Source organism: Thermaerobacter nagasakiensis, from assembly GCF_055396825.1.
This window is the reverse complement of record NZ_AP043740.1, coordinates 1,640,985-1,654,416: the sequence shown is the minus strand read 5'-3', so window position 1 is coordinate 1,654,416 and position 13,432 is coordinate 1,640,985. Positions and strand designations below refer to the sequence as shown.

At 74.0% G+C, this 13,432-nt stretch carries 16 protein-coding genes; 5 read left to right on the top strand and 11 right to left on the bottom strand.

What is annotated here, in order from left to right:
• Nucleotides 1-204 precede the first annotated feature (204 nt).
• Both ACZ5T9_RS07025 and ACZ5T9_RS07020 read right to left on the bottom strand, forming a co-directional pair.
• Nucleotides 205-531: an AzlD domain-containing protein gene (locus ACZ5T9_RS07025; protein WP_006903772.1), complete on the bottom strand. Its 327-nt coding sequence runs from the start codon at nucleotides 529-531 to the stop codon at nucleotides 205-207.
• Nucleotides 498-1,166 (bottom strand): AzlC family ABC transporter permease, encoded by a 669-nt coding sequence (locus tag ACZ5T9_RS07020; protein ID WP_051009301.1) that lies wholly within the window; start codon nucleotides 1,164-1,166, stop codon nucleotides 498-500. Before ACZ5T9_RS07020 ends, ACZ5T9_RS07025 begins: the two co-directional genes overlap by 34 nt.
• A 451-nt stretch (nucleotides 1,167-1,617) precedes the next feature.
• On the opposite strand from ACZ5T9_RS07020, the gene ACZ5T9_RS07015 reads away from it, so the two are divergent.
• The 3 genes from ACZ5T9_RS07015 (at nucleotide 1,618) to ACZ5T9_RS07005 (ending at nucleotide 4,612) form a co-directional block, all read left to right on the top strand.
• Nucleotides 1,618-2,409: an NUDIX hydrolase gene (locus ACZ5T9_RS07015; RefSeq protein WP_464832382.1), complete on the top strand. Its 792-nt coding sequence runs from the start codon at nucleotides 1,618-1,620 to the stop codon at nucleotides 2,407-2,409.
• 2 nt (nucleotides 2,410-2,411) lie between these two features.
• Nucleotides 2,412-3,797 (top strand): M20/M25/M40 family metallo-hydrolase, encoded by a 1,386-nt coding sequence (locus tag ACZ5T9_RS07010; protein ID WP_464834408.1) that lies wholly within the window; start codon nucleotides 2,412-2,414, stop codon nucleotides 3,795-3,797.
• Nucleotides 3,798-3,901: 104 nt separating this feature from the next.
• The gene (locus tag ACZ5T9_RS07005; protein WP_464832381.1) at nucleotides 3,902-4,612 is read left to right on the top strand and encodes a hypothetical protein; all 711 of its coding nucleotides are present in this window, start codon (nucleotides 3,902-3,904) and stop codon (nucleotides 4,610-4,612) included.
• Here ACZ5T9_RS07005 and ACZ5T9_RS07000 read toward each other — a convergent pair.
• The 7 genes from ACZ5T9_RS07000 to yfmH all read right to left on the bottom strand — a co-directional run bounded on the left by ACZ5T9_RS07000 (nucleotide 4,609) and on the right by yfmH (nucleotide 10,437).
• Nucleotides 4,609-5,157 carry a hypothetical protein gene (locus ACZ5T9_RS07000; protein WP_464832380.1) on the bottom strand — a complete coding sequence of 183 codons (549 nt, stop codon included), beginning with the start codon at nucleotides 5,155-5,157 and terminating at the stop codon, nucleotides 4,609-4,611. The two genes, ACZ5T9_RS07005 and ACZ5T9_RS07000, sit on opposite strands and share 4 nt — an antisense overlap.
• A 93-nt stretch (nucleotides 5,158-5,250) precedes the next feature.
• Complete coding sequence (locus ACZ5T9_RS06995; RefSeq protein WP_464832378.1) at nucleotides 5,251-6,093, bottom strand: PIG-L deacetylase family protein; 843 nt, start codon at nucleotides 6,091-6,093, stop codon at nucleotides 5,251-5,253.
• Nucleotides 6,086-6,871 carry a twin-arginine translocase subunit TatC gene (tatC, locus tag ACZ5T9_RS06990; protein WP_464832376.1) on the bottom strand — a complete coding sequence of 262 codons (786 nt, stop codon included), beginning with the start codon at nucleotides 6,869-6,871 and terminating at the stop codon, nucleotides 6,086-6,088. The genes ACZ5T9_RS06995 and tatC overlap by 8 nt, the downstream gene beginning before the upstream one ends.
• 15 nt (nucleotides 6,872-6,886) lie before the next feature.
• The gene (locus ACZ5T9_RS06985; RefSeq protein ID WP_464832375.1) at nucleotides 6,887-7,192 is read right to left on the bottom strand and encodes a twin-arginine translocase TatA/TatE family subunit; all 306 of its coding nucleotides are present in this window, start codon (nucleotides 7,190-7,192) and stop codon (nucleotides 6,887-6,889) included.
• Between the two features lie 233 nt (nucleotides 7,193-7,425).
• Nucleotides 7,426-7,797 carry a hypothetical protein gene (locus ACZ5T9_RS06980; RefSeq protein WP_464832374.1) on the bottom strand — a complete coding sequence of 124 codons (372 nt, stop codon included), beginning with the start codon at nucleotides 7,795-7,797 and terminating at the stop codon, nucleotides 7,426-7,428.
• A complete protein-coding gene (gene yfmF, locus ACZ5T9_RS06975) occupies nucleotides 7,784-9,139 on the bottom strand; it encodes an EF-P 5-aminopentanol modification-associated protein YfmF (RefSeq protein ID WP_464832373.1) in 1,356 nt (451 codons plus the stop codon). Before yfmF ends, ACZ5T9_RS06980 begins: the two co-directional genes overlap by 14 nt.
• Nucleotides 9,136-10,437, bottom strand: a complete 1,302-nt coding sequence (gene yfmH / locus ACZ5T9_RS06970) for an EF-P 5-aminopentanol modification-associated protein YfmH (RefSeq protein WP_464832372.1) — start codon at nucleotides 10,435-10,437, stop codon at nucleotides 9,136-9,138. Before yfmH ends, yfmF begins: the two co-directional genes overlap by 4 nt.
• Nucleotides 10,438-10,671: 234 nt before the next feature.
• Here yfmH and ACZ5T9_RS06965 point away from each other — a divergent pair, with 234 nt between their 5' ends.
• Complete coding sequence (locus ACZ5T9_RS06965; protein WP_464832371.1) at nucleotides 10,672-10,935, top strand: DUF3243 family protein; 264 nt, start codon at nucleotides 10,672-10,674, stop codon at nucleotides 10,933-10,935.
• Nucleotides 10,936-11,198: 263 nt separating this feature from the next.
• On the opposite strand, the gene ACZ5T9_RS06960 is transcribed toward ACZ5T9_RS06965, so the two are convergent.
• Nucleotides 11,199-12,062, bottom strand: a complete 864-nt coding sequence (locus tag ACZ5T9_RS06960) for a substrate-binding domain-containing protein (RefSeq protein WP_006903758.1) — start codon at nucleotides 12,060-12,062, stop codon at nucleotides 11,199-11,201.
• Nucleotides 12,063-12,214: 152 nt separating this feature from the next.
• Between ACZ5T9_RS06960 and ACZ5T9_RS06955 the strand changes: the two genes are divergently transcribed.
• A complete protein-coding gene (locus ACZ5T9_RS06955; RefSeq protein ID WP_464832370.1) occupies nucleotides 12,215-12,724 on the top strand; it encodes an SH3 domain-containing protein in 510 nt (169 codons plus the stop codon).
• 289 nt (nucleotides 12,725-13,013) lie between these two features.
• Here the strand turns inward: ACZ5T9_RS06955 and ACZ5T9_RS06950 are convergent, their stop codons facing one another.
• A complete protein-coding gene (locus tag ACZ5T9_RS06950) occupies nucleotides 13,014-13,409 on the bottom strand; it encodes a response regulator (RefSeq protein WP_006903756.1) in 396 nt (131 codons plus the stop codon).
• Between the last annotated feature and the right edge of the window lie 23 nt (nucleotides 13,410-13,432).

Here is a 13,432-nt window from a genome sequence, read left to right as displayed (position 1 = left end):
GCTCCACCCGGTTGGGCACCCGATCCCGCCATCGCCAGCATACGGCGCGGGGGGCGAGGGCGCAAGGCGCAAGGAACCAGGACCCCCGGCCCGGGGCACGGCGCCGCCGCCGGGAAGAGCACCACACCGGGGGACAAGGCCCGCCGCGCCGCGCCCTGGGGTACCCCCGCGGAGGACGGGGACACTCCGGCCCCGGGCGCTCCCCTAGCCGGCGGGCACGCCCCGCGACAACAGCGCGTAGGCCGCAACCCCCACCACCACCGTCCAGGCCATGTTGCGGGTCCACAGGGCGACGACGGCCGCCGGCACCGCCGCGGCCAGCCGGGGCCCCAGTCCCCAGGGCGGCTGTCCCCAGGTGGCCGCCAGGTCCGGCGCCACCAGGGCAGCCATGACGGCAATGCCGACGTACCGCAGGGCATCTTCTACCAGCCGGGGCAGGCGCACCCGGCTGAGGCCCACCAGCGGCAGGCAACGGGGCAGGTAGGTGACGATGCCCATCAGGAGGAAGGCCGCCACCACCGACGGGCGCACCGGTCCATCACCACCCCCACGGCGCTGCCTGCCACGGCGGCACCCAGGACGCGCCAGTGGGGCCAGCCGGCAGCGCCCAGAGCCAGGGACACGCCGGCCGCCACCAGGGCGACCACCAGGCCCCGGCCCACCCGCCCGCCCAGCTGGAGGGCGATCAGGGCCAGAAACATGGCCGGCAGCGCGTAATCCAGTCCCCAGTCCCCCAGACCGGTCAGGGCGTCGCCGATCCAGGCTCCCAGCCAGGAGGCACCGCACCAGGAGGCATAGGCGGCCACCTCCAGACCCAGCAGGTACGGCCAGGGCCGGGCAACGCCTTCCAGCGTGGCCTGGGCCACGGCGAACACCTCGTCGGTCAAGCCGAAGGCCGCCAACGCCAGGCGGCCCCAGCGCCTTTCCGCCAGGCGCGGGGCCAGGGCGGCGCCGAAGAGGACGTGGCGCAGGTTGATGAGGAAGGTGGTGGCCACCAGGGTGGCCGTGGCCGCGCCCGCTGCCATCATCCCCGCGGCGGCGAACTGGGCCGAACCCGCAAAGACCAGCACGGACATGGCCAGCGCCTCGAGGGGCGTCAGGCCCGCCTGGACGGCGACCACCCCGTAGGCCAGCCCAATGGGAAGGTAGCCGGCGACGATGGGCATACCCGCCACCAGCCCGCGGGCGAAGGCCCCCCGCTCGCCGGAACCAGCCCACGCCGGGGCAGGAAGAATCCTGTTCATATTCTTAAGGGGTTACCACGTGCCCGGCCGGGCTCCTGCCGGCAGCGGCGGGCGCCGGGGCAGGCGGGCACGAGGTCGGAACGCCGGCGGGAAGAGGCGCGGTTGCGGCGGTTACGGCCCTGGCGCCCGCTGACGCTGCCGCGGTGGGCACGGTGGTCCCAGGGCGGGCCCGCCCGGCACGGCGCTGGCGAGGCCGGGCCCGGCAGCGGCCATGGCGGCGGCCACCGGGAGGATCCGCCGGGGCTCGGGCGGCCCCGGGGGAGGGCCGGTTCGCCGGGGACGGGTGCTATACTGGGGATAGCGGATCGGGCTGGCAGCCCCGCCGGAGCCGGCCAGAACCCCATGGGAGACCGCCGGAGAGGAGTCCCGGGCCTTGTTCGACCCCGATTTCCCCGCAGAGGAGCTGGCTGCCGTGGAGGCCCGCCTGGGCCGGCCCCAGTGCCTGCAGTGGACCGGCGAGGTGGGTCCCGAGGAGCTGGAACTGGTCCGGGCCAGCACCCGGCGCGGGCGTCACCATGATCTGACCTTCTTCGTCTTCGACCCCGCGGGACGGGTCGCCGCCATCCGCAAGCCCTCTTTCCCCCCCGGCATCTACCGGGCACCCAGCGGCGGTGCGCGGCCCGGCGAGCCGCTGCTGGAAGGCCTGCGGCGGGAGGCGTGGGAGGAAACGGGGCTTGACATCGAACCCACGCGCTACCTGTTGCGCATCCATGCCCGGTTCACCTGCGGGGACCAGTGGGAGGACTGGGTAAGCCACGTCTTCGCGGCCCGCACCGCGTCGTCCCGGCTGGACCCCCACGACCCCGGGGAGATCGCCGAGGCGCGCTTCGTCACCCTGGAGGAACTGGCCGGGCCCATCCGCCAGCGGATGCTGGCCACCGGGCGCGGTCTCTTCCGCTATCGCGTGGCCCTGACCGATGCCGCCCTGGCCGCCCTGGCCGGAGAGCCCACACCGTGGGGAGCCGGTTCGTCCCGTACCGCCCCGCCGGTTCCTTCCCCCTGGGGCGCTGCCTCCCGGGGCGGCATGGCCCCCTGCAATCCGGACGGCGCGTCGGGCGAGCCCGGCGTCCGGGCGAATCTCCCTTCCGGGACCCGCGGCGCGCCGGGCACCCGTCCGGAGGTTGCAGGGCCGGAAGGGCGGGGGGAGCGTGACGGGCACCCGTGAGCATGCCGCCGCCGACTCCCGCCCGCTCCGCCGGGGAAGCCGCCGCGGCCGCGGCGGCCGGCCCGCTGGTCCGGCAGGTCCTGCAGGACCCCACCTGGCGCCACGCCTGGTCCTATCTCAGGCGCCAGCTGGACCGCTACGTGGAAGAGATCGTCCGGATCACCCAGATCCCCGCTCCCACCTTTGCGGAAGAACCCCGCGCCCGCTATGTGGCGGCCCGCCTGGAAGAGCTGGGGCTGGCGGTCCGGCGGGACGAGGCGGGCAACGTGTGGGCGCCCTGGCCCGCACTCAAGCCGGCCCCGGCCCCGGCCCCGCGGGACCTCGCGGGGCGCGGCCGCCCAACCGGCCATGGCACTGGGGACGGTGCCGGATCCCCGGCCCCGGTGGTGATCTCGGCCCACCTGGACACCGTGTTCCCGCCGGAGACCCCCCTGACCGTGCGCCGCCAGGGCCGGCGGCTGTACGGGCCGGGAATCGGCGACAACTCGGCTTCGGTGGCGTGCCTGCTGCTGCTGGCCGAGGCCCTGTCCCACGCCGGCTTCGCGCCGCCCGTGCCGGTGATCTGGCTGTTCAATACCGGGGAGGAAGGACTGGGCAACCTGCGGGGGATGCGCGCCTTCCTGGACGCCTGCCCCGTCCCCCCGGCGGCCATGCTCGTGCTGGACGGTGGCCTGGGCATGCTGTGCTACCGGGGCATCGGCAGCCGGCGGCTGCGGGTTACCTTCACCGGCCCCGGCGGGCACAGCTGGAAGGACTTCGGCCAGCCCAGCGCCATCGTCGCCGCGGGCCGCGCCCTGGCCCGGCTGGCAAGCCTGCCGATGCCCTCCGAGCCCCGCACCACCTGGAACGCCGGCCGCATCAGCGGCGGCACGTCGGTCAACACCATCGCCTCCACCTGCCAGCTGGAGCTGGACCTGCGGTCGGAAGACGCCACCGCCCTGGCGAGCCTGGAACAGGCCGTGCGCCAGGTGCTGGCAAAGGCCGCCGGGGAAGAAGGAGTGGATGTGGACGTGGCGGTGGCCGGTGACCGGCCCCAGGGCGCCCTGGCGCCGGACCACCCCCTGGTGGCCCTGGTGCGGGAAGCCATGCGCACCTGCGGCATCCCCGCCCACGACCTGCCGGCCAGCACCGACGCCAACCTGCCCCTGAGCCGCGGCATCCCTGCCGTGACCTTCGGCATCCGCCACGGCGACGGCGCCCACACCCTGGACGAGTACATCGATCGATCCGGCCTGGACCGGGGCCTCCGGCTGGCGCTCCTGGCCCTGCTGGCGACGGTAGGCTGGGCGGCGGCCGGCGGCGGGAGGGCAGCGGGGGCAGCGGCGGGACCTTCCAGCGCGGCCTCTCCGGGAGCCGCGGCATCGCAATCCTCCGGTCGGGAACAATAGGGCCGGACAAGGCGGCAGGCGGCCCGGTGCGCCAGGCGCCGGCAGCCCGCCCCGGCGGTGCACCGCCCTCTAAGGCGGTCCGCCGCCCGGAGGAGGCCCCCACGGTGACACGGTTTCTGCTCCAACCGGTGCCCTATGTCGTGCTCGGCATTCTGGGACTGGTCGCCCTGGCCGGTATGGTGGCGGGGGTCACCGCCATCGTCACCGGCCGCAGCAGCCTGTTCCGCCTGCGCAGCCATGCGGCGGGCTGGTTGACGGCGGCCGTCTCCCTGGCCGTGCTCTCCCTGGCGGTGTGGGTGGGCTGGGAGCCTCACAGCGCCGGCAGGGCGGCGGTGTTCACCAAGCCGCGGTGGAACGAGGGCCCCCTGCTGAGCGCCGACCTCCAGGCAGCGGTGACCCCGTCCAACCGGGGCGAAAACCGCAAGGTCTTCGTCCAGCAAGGGCCCGAGGATCACCGCCGATCCCAGGCGGCCAGCACCACGCTGCTGGTCACCCTGCGGGCCGACCGGGCGGCCTCCCGCGAGGCGCTGAAGGCCGCCATCCTTGAGGATTGCCGTCGGATCATGGACGTGGTCTTCGGCCGGCCGGAGTACGAGAAGTGGCAGGCCGTGTCGGTGGGAGCCACGTACCCCACCACCCGCGCCGGCGAGCAGATGGTGGCGGCGGTGACCCTCACCCGGGAGGAGTACCGTCAGGCCACCCGCGACGGCCGCCTGGACCCCCAGGAGCTGGCCGAGGTCGGTACGGTCACGTGGCTCCCGCCCCTGGCGCCGGGCGACACCCGGGGGGTCGGCGAGTTGCGCCTGGGCCGTTAAGCGCCCGATCCCCGGCTGAGATAGCGGGCGATGAGCTCCTCGAACTGCCGCAGGGTCTCCTCGATCACCTCCAGGCGGCGACCCGCGTAGTGGGGGCCTTCCATGGCTTTCACCTCGATGTTGCTCAGGATCACCGCCTCCAGGTCCCGCAGGAAGTCCGCCACCACCTCCGGCTCCACGGGTCCCCACTCGCCGGCGTCCAGTCGCTGCAGGAACTGCTCAAGATCGACGCCCTCCATGGACACCTCGTAATAAAGATCCATAAGGGCCTCCGGGTCGCTGGGGCCTGTGGCCGGCCCCGTGGCGCCTGGACCGGCCGGCGGCGTCGCGCCTGCGTCCGCGCCCTGTCCCGCATGGCCCCTGCCGGACGAACCGGCCCGCCCCGCCTCGCTCCCGGCGGGCCCGGCCGCACCCGGGTCCCCGGCCTGCGGGCGCCCTTCGCCCCGAGGCGCCGCCCCTGCGGATTTGGCCTGCCCCGGGCCGCCTGCGGCGTCGCTTCCCCCTACCCTCTCCGGCTCCGGCCGGTTCCGCTCCCGATCGTCCACGGTATCGCCTCCTGGGTTGCTGCGATCGCTGCCGGCGCGGCCCGCCTCGCCGGCGCCACCCGCCTCGCCGCCGCCGCCCGCTGGACCCGCCCGCTAGCCGGCGGCCGCAGGGAAGAGGCCCCACTCCACCGCGCCGGCTACGGCCGGGCGCACCTCCTCGGGAGCCGCCGCCGCCGCGGCCACCGCCTCTGGGTGGGGTGGCAGGCCTGCCGGGAGGGGCGGCCACGCCCTGTAAAAGAATTCCCATCCCAGCCGCGGTGACGGTGGCGGCGGGAAGCCGCCGAAGGCCCGTTCCACCGACCGGTGCTGGGTGCGGTGACAGGCCAGGGCGGCCCGCTTGCGCTCCGCCCAGGCGCGGGCATCGACCACGGTGGTGACGGTGGCGTCCAGGGGATGGGGCGGGCGACCCAGCCCGTTGAGCCGGTAGACGGCGGCAGGCAGGGTGAAGTAGTAGAGCCGCGACCGGTCCCCTGGTGCCAGCACTTGGCGGAAGGCCTGTTCCACCGCCCGGGACAGCACCCGGTGGTCGGTATGGCCAGAGATACCCCCCGGCGGAAAGGTCAGCACCACGTCGGGCTCGAGCCGCTCCATCCGGCCGGCCAGGACCGCGACCAGCTCCGCCGGGGCCACCTGGGCCAGTCGCCCGTCCTCGTAGTCCAGCATATGGACCCGGGCCACCCCCAGCTCCCGGCAGGCGGCCCGCAGTTCCTGCTCCCGCACGCGGGGCAGCTCGGCCCGGCTGCAGAGGGGCGGGTCACCCGCCTTGCCGGCCTGGCCGCGGGTGGCGCACACCACCGTCACCTCCACCCCTTCGGCGGCGTACCGGGCCAGAGAGGCGCCCGGACTGAAGGACTCGTCATCCGGGTGGGCCGTCAGGCAGAGCAAGCGGCGCCCGCCTCCCTGCAAGCGGTGGCCGCCTCCCTCCGGCTCAGGCATCGGCCACTCCTCCCCCCTGCGGCCCGCCTCCCTGGGGCGCGGGCCGCCCCTGCGACGACCGCCGCCGGTGGATGAGCCAGCACAGGCCGTAACCGGCCTCGTACAGCACGGCCAGGGGCACGCTGAAGACCAGCTGGGTGATGATGTCGGTGGTCGGCGTGAGGAAGGCCGCCACCACCAGGGAGGCCAGCAGAGCGTACTTGCGCAGGTGCGCCATGAACGGCGGGGTGAGGAGCCCGATCTCCGTCAAGATCCCCACCACCACCGGCAACTCGAAGATGAAGCCGAAGGGCCAGACCAGGCCGGTGACGAAGTCGACGTAGGCCTGCACCGAGAGGGTGCGCTCGATGGGGCCGGCATTGAACCCCAGGAGAAAGTCCAGCGCCATGGGCACCGCGACCAGGAGGCCGAAGGCCAGCCCCGCGGCGAAAAGGACCAGGGCCGGGAACGCGTACCAGCGCACGTACCGGCGCTCCGCCTCGGTGAGCCCCGGCCAGATGAAGCGCAGGGCCTGGTAGACCACCACGGGCGACGCCAGGCCGAGGCCCAGCAGCACGGCGATGCGCAGGGTGACCAGGAAGGCCTCCGCGGGAGCCAGGGCCACCAGCTTGACCTCGGGGCCCTTCTCGATCAGCCATTCCAAAACCGGCCGGGCGTAGACGAACCCTACCGCCACGCCGGCCACCAGGGCCAGCCCGCTGTAGATCAGGCGCAGCCGCAGCTCGCTGAGGTGCGCGGCCAGGGAGGGCCAGAAGCCGCTTCCTCCGGTCTCCTCCACCGCTGGGGCCATCCTTCATCCGGCCGGTTCCTGGCGGCTCGGCTCGCCGGCCGGAGCCCCCTCCGCCGGCTGCACGCCCGCCCCGGCCCCGGCCGTGCGGGCCGCTGCCGTGCTGCCCTTTCCGGCCGTCGCCGTCCCTCCGGCCGTCCCGCGGGCTGGGGAGGCGTCCTCGTCGCCGTCGTCCAGAGACCGGACCGCCGAGCGGAACTCGCGCATGGCCCGGCCCAGGGAGCGGCCCAGCTCGGGCAGGCGCGCCGGGCCGAAGACGATCAAAGCCACCGCGCCGATCAACAGGAGCTCTGGCAAGCCAATCGGTCCCACGCTGGCACCTCCTCGGGCCGCTCCCCCATCCCAGGGGAGCGCCCCACCGGCCGCGGGCGGCCGGCCTCGTCCCTCAAGGTTTCGTCGCTATTGTAGCGCACCGGTCCCTAGGGCGGGGACCCGGTTCGTCCCCGCACGCGGGCAGGCTCGGGCCCCGTCGGCCTGGCAGGCTTCCCTCCACCCCGCTGGCCCTGGCCAGCCGATCGCCCCGCCCCCTGCCCACCCGGCCCTCCTCAGCCGCCGGCGAGCAGCCACAACACGAACAGCACCGCCCCCGCCAGCGCCAGCTGGACGAACAGCTCGTCCCGCCGGGCCAGTTCTTCGGGCGGGGGGTGGGGCTGGGCCGTGACCAGCTCGAGAAAGGTCCGCCGGCCCCACAAGAACCCGGAGTAGTTCAGGGCCGACAGGAGGACCAGGGCCACCTCGACGGCCAGGGCCCGGCCCAGGACCTCCCGCCGGAAGGGCCCCGGCCAGAGGAACACGGCCAGGGCCGTCAACGCGCCCAGGGCCAGCGCCGCGGCCACGGGCACCAGCCACCGGGCGGGACCCGCCCCCCGGCCCGGGGCTTCGGGTTCCAGGGAACGGGGTTTTTCAGGCCGTGCCATGGCCACCTTCACTGCCCTGGGTTCCGGAGCCGCCGTGCAGGAAATAGACGGTATCCAGCCCCACCTGCCGGGCCACCGCCTGGATGTCCGCCCGGCCCATGCCCTGCCAGGCGCGGATCAGCTCTTCCGGGTCGTCCCGGTGACCGTGGACCTCCGCTTCCAGGGCGGCGCGGATCAGGGCACCCGGCTGGTCCAGCTCCGCCCGCAGGCGTTCCACCAGCGAGCGGCGGGTGGCCTCCAGTTCCTCGTCACTGATGCGGCCGGCCGCCATGTCTTCCACCTGGCGCAGCATGATGGCTTCGGCGTCCTGGCGGCGGCGGGGGTCGATGCCCGCCATGGCCAGGATCAGCCCCTTGCCGCGGACCAGGCGGGACCAGGCGGAGTAAGCCAGGCTGGCCCGCTCCCGCACGTTGAGGAAGAGCTTGGAGTGGACGAACCCGCCCAGGATGCCGTTGTACATCTCCAGCGCCGGCCGCAGCGGGTGGTCGAAACCGATGGGGGCCCTCAGCCCCAGGACCAGCCATCCCTGTTCCATGGGCAAGGTCTCCTCCACCCGCCGGGGTTCGGGGCGGGGGCCCCGGATCACCGCCGGAGGCAGGGACAGGACCTCCCTGGGCCCGCCGCCCGCCCGCTCCCAGGCGGCGGCCACCGCCTCCACCAGGGAGCCGGGCTCGACCGGCCCGGCGACGAACAGGTCCAGGGGAGCCACGGCCCGCACCCGCCGGTGCATGCGGAGCAGGTCCTCGCCGTCCAGCATGGCCAGGCGCTCCGGGTCCCCCAGCTCGCTGAGGCCGTAAGGCTCGCCGGCGCAAAGATGCTCCAGGCAGTGACGCAAGGCATAGGTCGCCTTGTCGTTGACCAGGGCCCGGATGCGCTGGATCTGCGCCTCCTTCTCCTCCGCGACCCGGTCCGCCGGAAACCCCGTGCCGTCCAGGTAGGGGTCGGTGAACACCTCCATCAACAGCCCTGCGGCGCGCGCCACCAGGCCGCCGGCGCCCTCCTCCCGGGCCCCCGGGACGAAGCGGCCCGCGGGCCACGTCAACGTCAAGGTGGCCACGTGCCGGTCGCCCATCTTTTCCACGCCCGCGCCCAGGCTGGCCCCGTAGAGCTCCGCCAGCGCCCGCTCCAGGGCGGGCAGGTCGGGATGGTGCCGGGTCCCGCGGCGCAGCAACCGGGGAAGCAGGGCGAAGGGGCTGGCGGTGTCCGTCGCCAGGGGCATCTGCCAGGCCAGGACGGCCGCCACCCGCTTGAACCGGGGGTCGGGCCGCACGTGCACGCGCAGGCCGGGCAGGTCATGCCGGATGAAGCCCGCCGCCCGCCCTAGATCCAGGCCGCCGCTCATGATGCCGCCTCCTTCCCCGGCAGCACCGCGGCCCGCACCGTGCGCCGCGGGTCGGCGTGCTCCCGCAGCCAGCGGTCGGCCGCTTCCACATCGACCCGTTCCAGGATCTCCAGCCGCCGGTAGAAGTCCCACCCCAGGAAGCGGTCCGTGAGGAAGGCGTGGGCCAGGTCTTCCGGCGAGTCCAGCACCGACAGGAACTCGCCCAGGGCCTTGCGCCGCACCGCTTCGAAAAGGCCAGGGTCGAGCCCTCCGCTCAGAGCCTCCCCCAGGCGCTGGCTGCAGGCCGCGGCGAAGGCGTCGGGGTCGCCGGTCTCGCCGCCCACCTCCCAGTGGGCGGCGCCGGGCACCACCGACAGGCCGAACCAGTAGCGGTCGGTGATCACGTGACGGCGGTACTGCTGTTCATACCACGGGCTCAGGCGGCCGAACAGCGCCTCCGCCACCAGATCCCCCAGGACGGCATCGCGCAAGCCCTCTTCCGCGGCCGGGAAGGGACCGAACTTGATGCCCCACTGCACGTAGGGGCGGGAAACGGCCATCTGCCGCTCCACCGCGGGACGCGCCAGGTCGGGACCCTCCTCGGGCACTTCCCGGCGCGGCCGGGGCCGCGCCGGGAAGCGGCGCCGGGCCAGGTCGGCGGCCACCATGTCCACCACCCGCCGGGGATCCACGTCCCCCACCACGCAGACGGTCATGTTGGCCGGGTGGTAGTAGGTGCGGTGAATGGCCTCCAGCAACTCCGGCGTCAGGGTGGCGATGGATTCGGGCGATCCCAGGATCCAGTCGCGCACGGGGTGCTCGCGGTACATGGCCTCGAGGAAGTCGTAGTAGAGCCGGTGCACCGGGTGGTCGTAGGCCGTGGCGATCTCCTGGCCGATGATCCCCTGCTCCTTCGCCACGCTTTCCGGGGTGAAGCGCGGGTCCTGCACGTAGTCCAGCAGCAGCTCAAAGCAGGGCTCGAAGGCTTCCACCACCGAGAAGAGGTAGACGGTGTAGAAGTGGCCCGTGTAGGCATTCATGCTGGCGCCCAGCCGGGCAAAGCGCTCGAGGATGCTGCCCTCGGGCTTGTCGAACATCTTGTGCTCAAGGAAATGGGCCGCCCCGGGCGGGATCTCCATCCGGCGCCCCGTCTCCGGGTCCTGCAGCACCCGGTCGATGCTGCCGTACCGGGTGGCATAGGTCGCGTATTTCTTCCCGAATCCCGGCTTGCGGATCACCACCACCTCGGCGCCCGGTTCCACCCGCGCTTCATAGACCCGCTCGTCCAGGGCCGGCAGCACCCGCTCCTCGAGCTGCACGCCCTCACACCTCCTCCATCCGCCTGCGGCACCCCGCCCTCCGCCCCCCTCCACGCCCTCCAGGTCCGCCACCTCGGGCCGCCGGGCCGGGCTCGCGCGGCCAGAGCTCGACCGGAGCGCGGCCGGCCCCTGCCCCGCGGTGGCCCCACGCTCCGGCCCGGTTCTTCCTTAGGAATACCGCCGCGGGGGTACGCGGATACTACGCCCGACCCAACGGGAAGGAGGCGGTTTCCCATGCCCGTGACCGACCAGTTCCAGCAGTTCGCCCGGGAACTCTCCCAGCGCATCCAGGCCGCCCGGCAGGCCGGGATGTCCCAGCAGGACATCAAGGCGCGCGCCCAGCAGATCGGTGACTGGCTGGCGCAGGAGGTCGAACCCCGCACGCCCGAACAGCGGCTGCTCAAGGAGATGTGGCAGGTGGCCAACCAGCAGGAACAGGAGGCCATCGCCAGCTCCCTGGTGAAGGTCATCCAGCGCCAGCCGGGCATCAGCGGCTGAGCGCCCGGGCCGGGCTTCCATCCGGTGGCCCGCTGGCCCGCAATGCCCGGCACCCAGGACAGGGCGGGGGCCAGGGGGCGCTACCGGCCACCAGGACAGAACCCCGCCGGGGACCGGCACTGCCGGTCCGGCCCGAGGCCGGCGGGGTTTGCGTTGCCAGGGGCCCGGTTCCGTCCTCCCGCCGTTCCGGTGCCGCCGGTTGCGACGGCCGGTTGCTACGGGTAGGGGGAAGAGGACCCGGCGGGGCCTCCGGCCTGGGGCATTCACGCACCCGCCGCCCGCAGGCCGCAGGACTGGCGAATGATCAGGCGGGGGGCCAGGCGTTCGGGCTCCGCCCGGACGTCCCCTGCCTGCCGGCCGGCAGCGGCCCGTTGGGCCAGCGCCGCGGCCGCCTGCCGGGCCAGCTCCTCGAGGGGCGGCACGACGGCCGTGAGCCGGGGCCGCACCGCCCGGGCCAGCATCCCGCCGCCGTAGGCCACCAGGGCCACATCCCCCGGAACCGTCTTGCCCAGCTCCTCAAGGGCCTCGACCGCCCAGGCCGCCAGCTGGGCCGAGGCCGCGAAGAGGGCCGTGGGGCCGGGTTCCTCGGACCACCAGCGGCGGCAGGCCTCCGCCACGGCGACGGGATCGGGCGCCACCTGGGCGACCCGCTTCGGCGGCAGCTGGCGGCCGTTATGGGCCAGGGCCTGGCGAAAACCCCGCAGCCGCTCGCCCGCCGCCGGCGACTCGCCTGCCGGGCCCAGGAACGCAACCTCCTGGTGCTTGAGGTTCACCAGGTGCTTGCCGGCCAGGTATCCGGCCCGGTAGTTTTCCACCACCCACGTATCCAGCCGGCTGCCGGGAAGAACCCGGCCCGCGGCCACCGCCACCCGGCCTGCCACCAGCTTCCCCAGCTCCGGACCCGCGTCCCGGGCGGGCACCAGCAGCACGGGCTCGCCCGGGGGCAGGGCGGCCAGGCAGCGGATCTGCTCCGCCTCCCCGTCGGCCACGGGCCAGACGGCGACCCGCGGCCAGTGACGGCGCAGGGCGGCCACCAGGGCAGGCGGCAGGTCTTCCTCCTCGCCCTCCAGGCCAGGGGTCACCAGATGGACCACCGCGGCCTGGGAATCAGTTGCCGAGACCGTCAAGGCTCCCTTCCTCCAGCCCGGTCTTGAATCCCCATCGCTCCCAGGTTAGCCCACCCCGCCCCGGTGGACAACGGGCCGTCGCCGGGGCTGGACGGGCGGAATAATCGCTGACAGCCCCCCATATTCCTGTACCACGAGAGGAGGGTGCGGGTATGGAGCGACTCAATCGCCTCTGGGTCGTGGTCGCCGTCCTGGTGGTGGCCTTCATGGCCTACAGCGTCGGGGGCTGGCTCAACAACGTCCAGCAGACGATGACCACCGTCGACGACCTGACGGTGCGCATGACCCAGCTCGAAGCCCAGCAGGCCGAGATCTCCGCGGCCCTGGCGGGCGGTGGCGACCTGGCCGCCGGCTGGCCGGACCAGGGCAGCACCGGGGATGACCAGGCCGCCGGCGGGGACCAGACCGGCTCCACGGGTTCCGGGGGCCAGGCGGCCGAGCCGGCGGAACCCCAGGCCAGCACCGGCCAGACGGCCACCGTCACCACCCAGTACCTCAACGTCCGCGCCGAACCCACCCAGGAATCCACCCGGGTCGGTACCCTGGCCAAGGGGAGCACGGTCCAGGTCCTGGAGGAACAGAACGGCTGGGCCCGGGTGCGCTACCAGGCCAACGGCCGGACGTACGAGGGCTGGGTGGACGCCCGCTACCTGCAGCGCTGAGCCGCCCGGCCCCAGGCCGGACCCGGCCGTACCCCGGCCCCATCCGCCCGCGGCGCCCACCCCGGGACCAACCTCCGGCAGCACCGGGACGGAACCCAGCACCAGCCCCAGCCCCATCTCCCGCGGCCTCGTTCGGAGGCCGCATTCTTTCGGCCCTTGCTGCGCCGGACCGGTGTGCAGCGGGAAAGGCCAGCCGGGGGGCAGGCGGGCTCGCGCCCTGCCTGCCCCCCGGCTGGCTCCCGTGAGGCTCCACCGCCCGAACCGGCCTCCGGCCCGCACCGCAGGCCGGTCAGGCCGGTTCCACGGCAGAAAGCGCCTCTTCCAGGATCAGAAAGAGGTCGGTCACGCCGAAAGGCTTTTCCAGAATCCACTGCACACCGTAGCCGGCGGCAATCTCGTCCACACCCACGCTGCCGGTCATGAGCACGACCGGGACCTGCTTCAGCCGCGGGTCTCGGCGCAGGGCCCGCAGCACCTGGGCCCCGTTCATCCGCGGCATCACCCAGTCCAGGAGGATCAGGTCCGGCTGAACCTCCCGGGCCATCTGCAGCGCGGTCTGGCCGTCGCCGGCCAGCATGACCTGATAGCCCTGCTCGGCCAGGGCCAGCTGGAGAAAGGCGCGCACCGCGGGCACATCGTCGACCACCAGCACGCGGCGCCCGCCGCTGGGTTCTTCCGGCGGCACCCCCTCAACCTCCCCACCCGGCC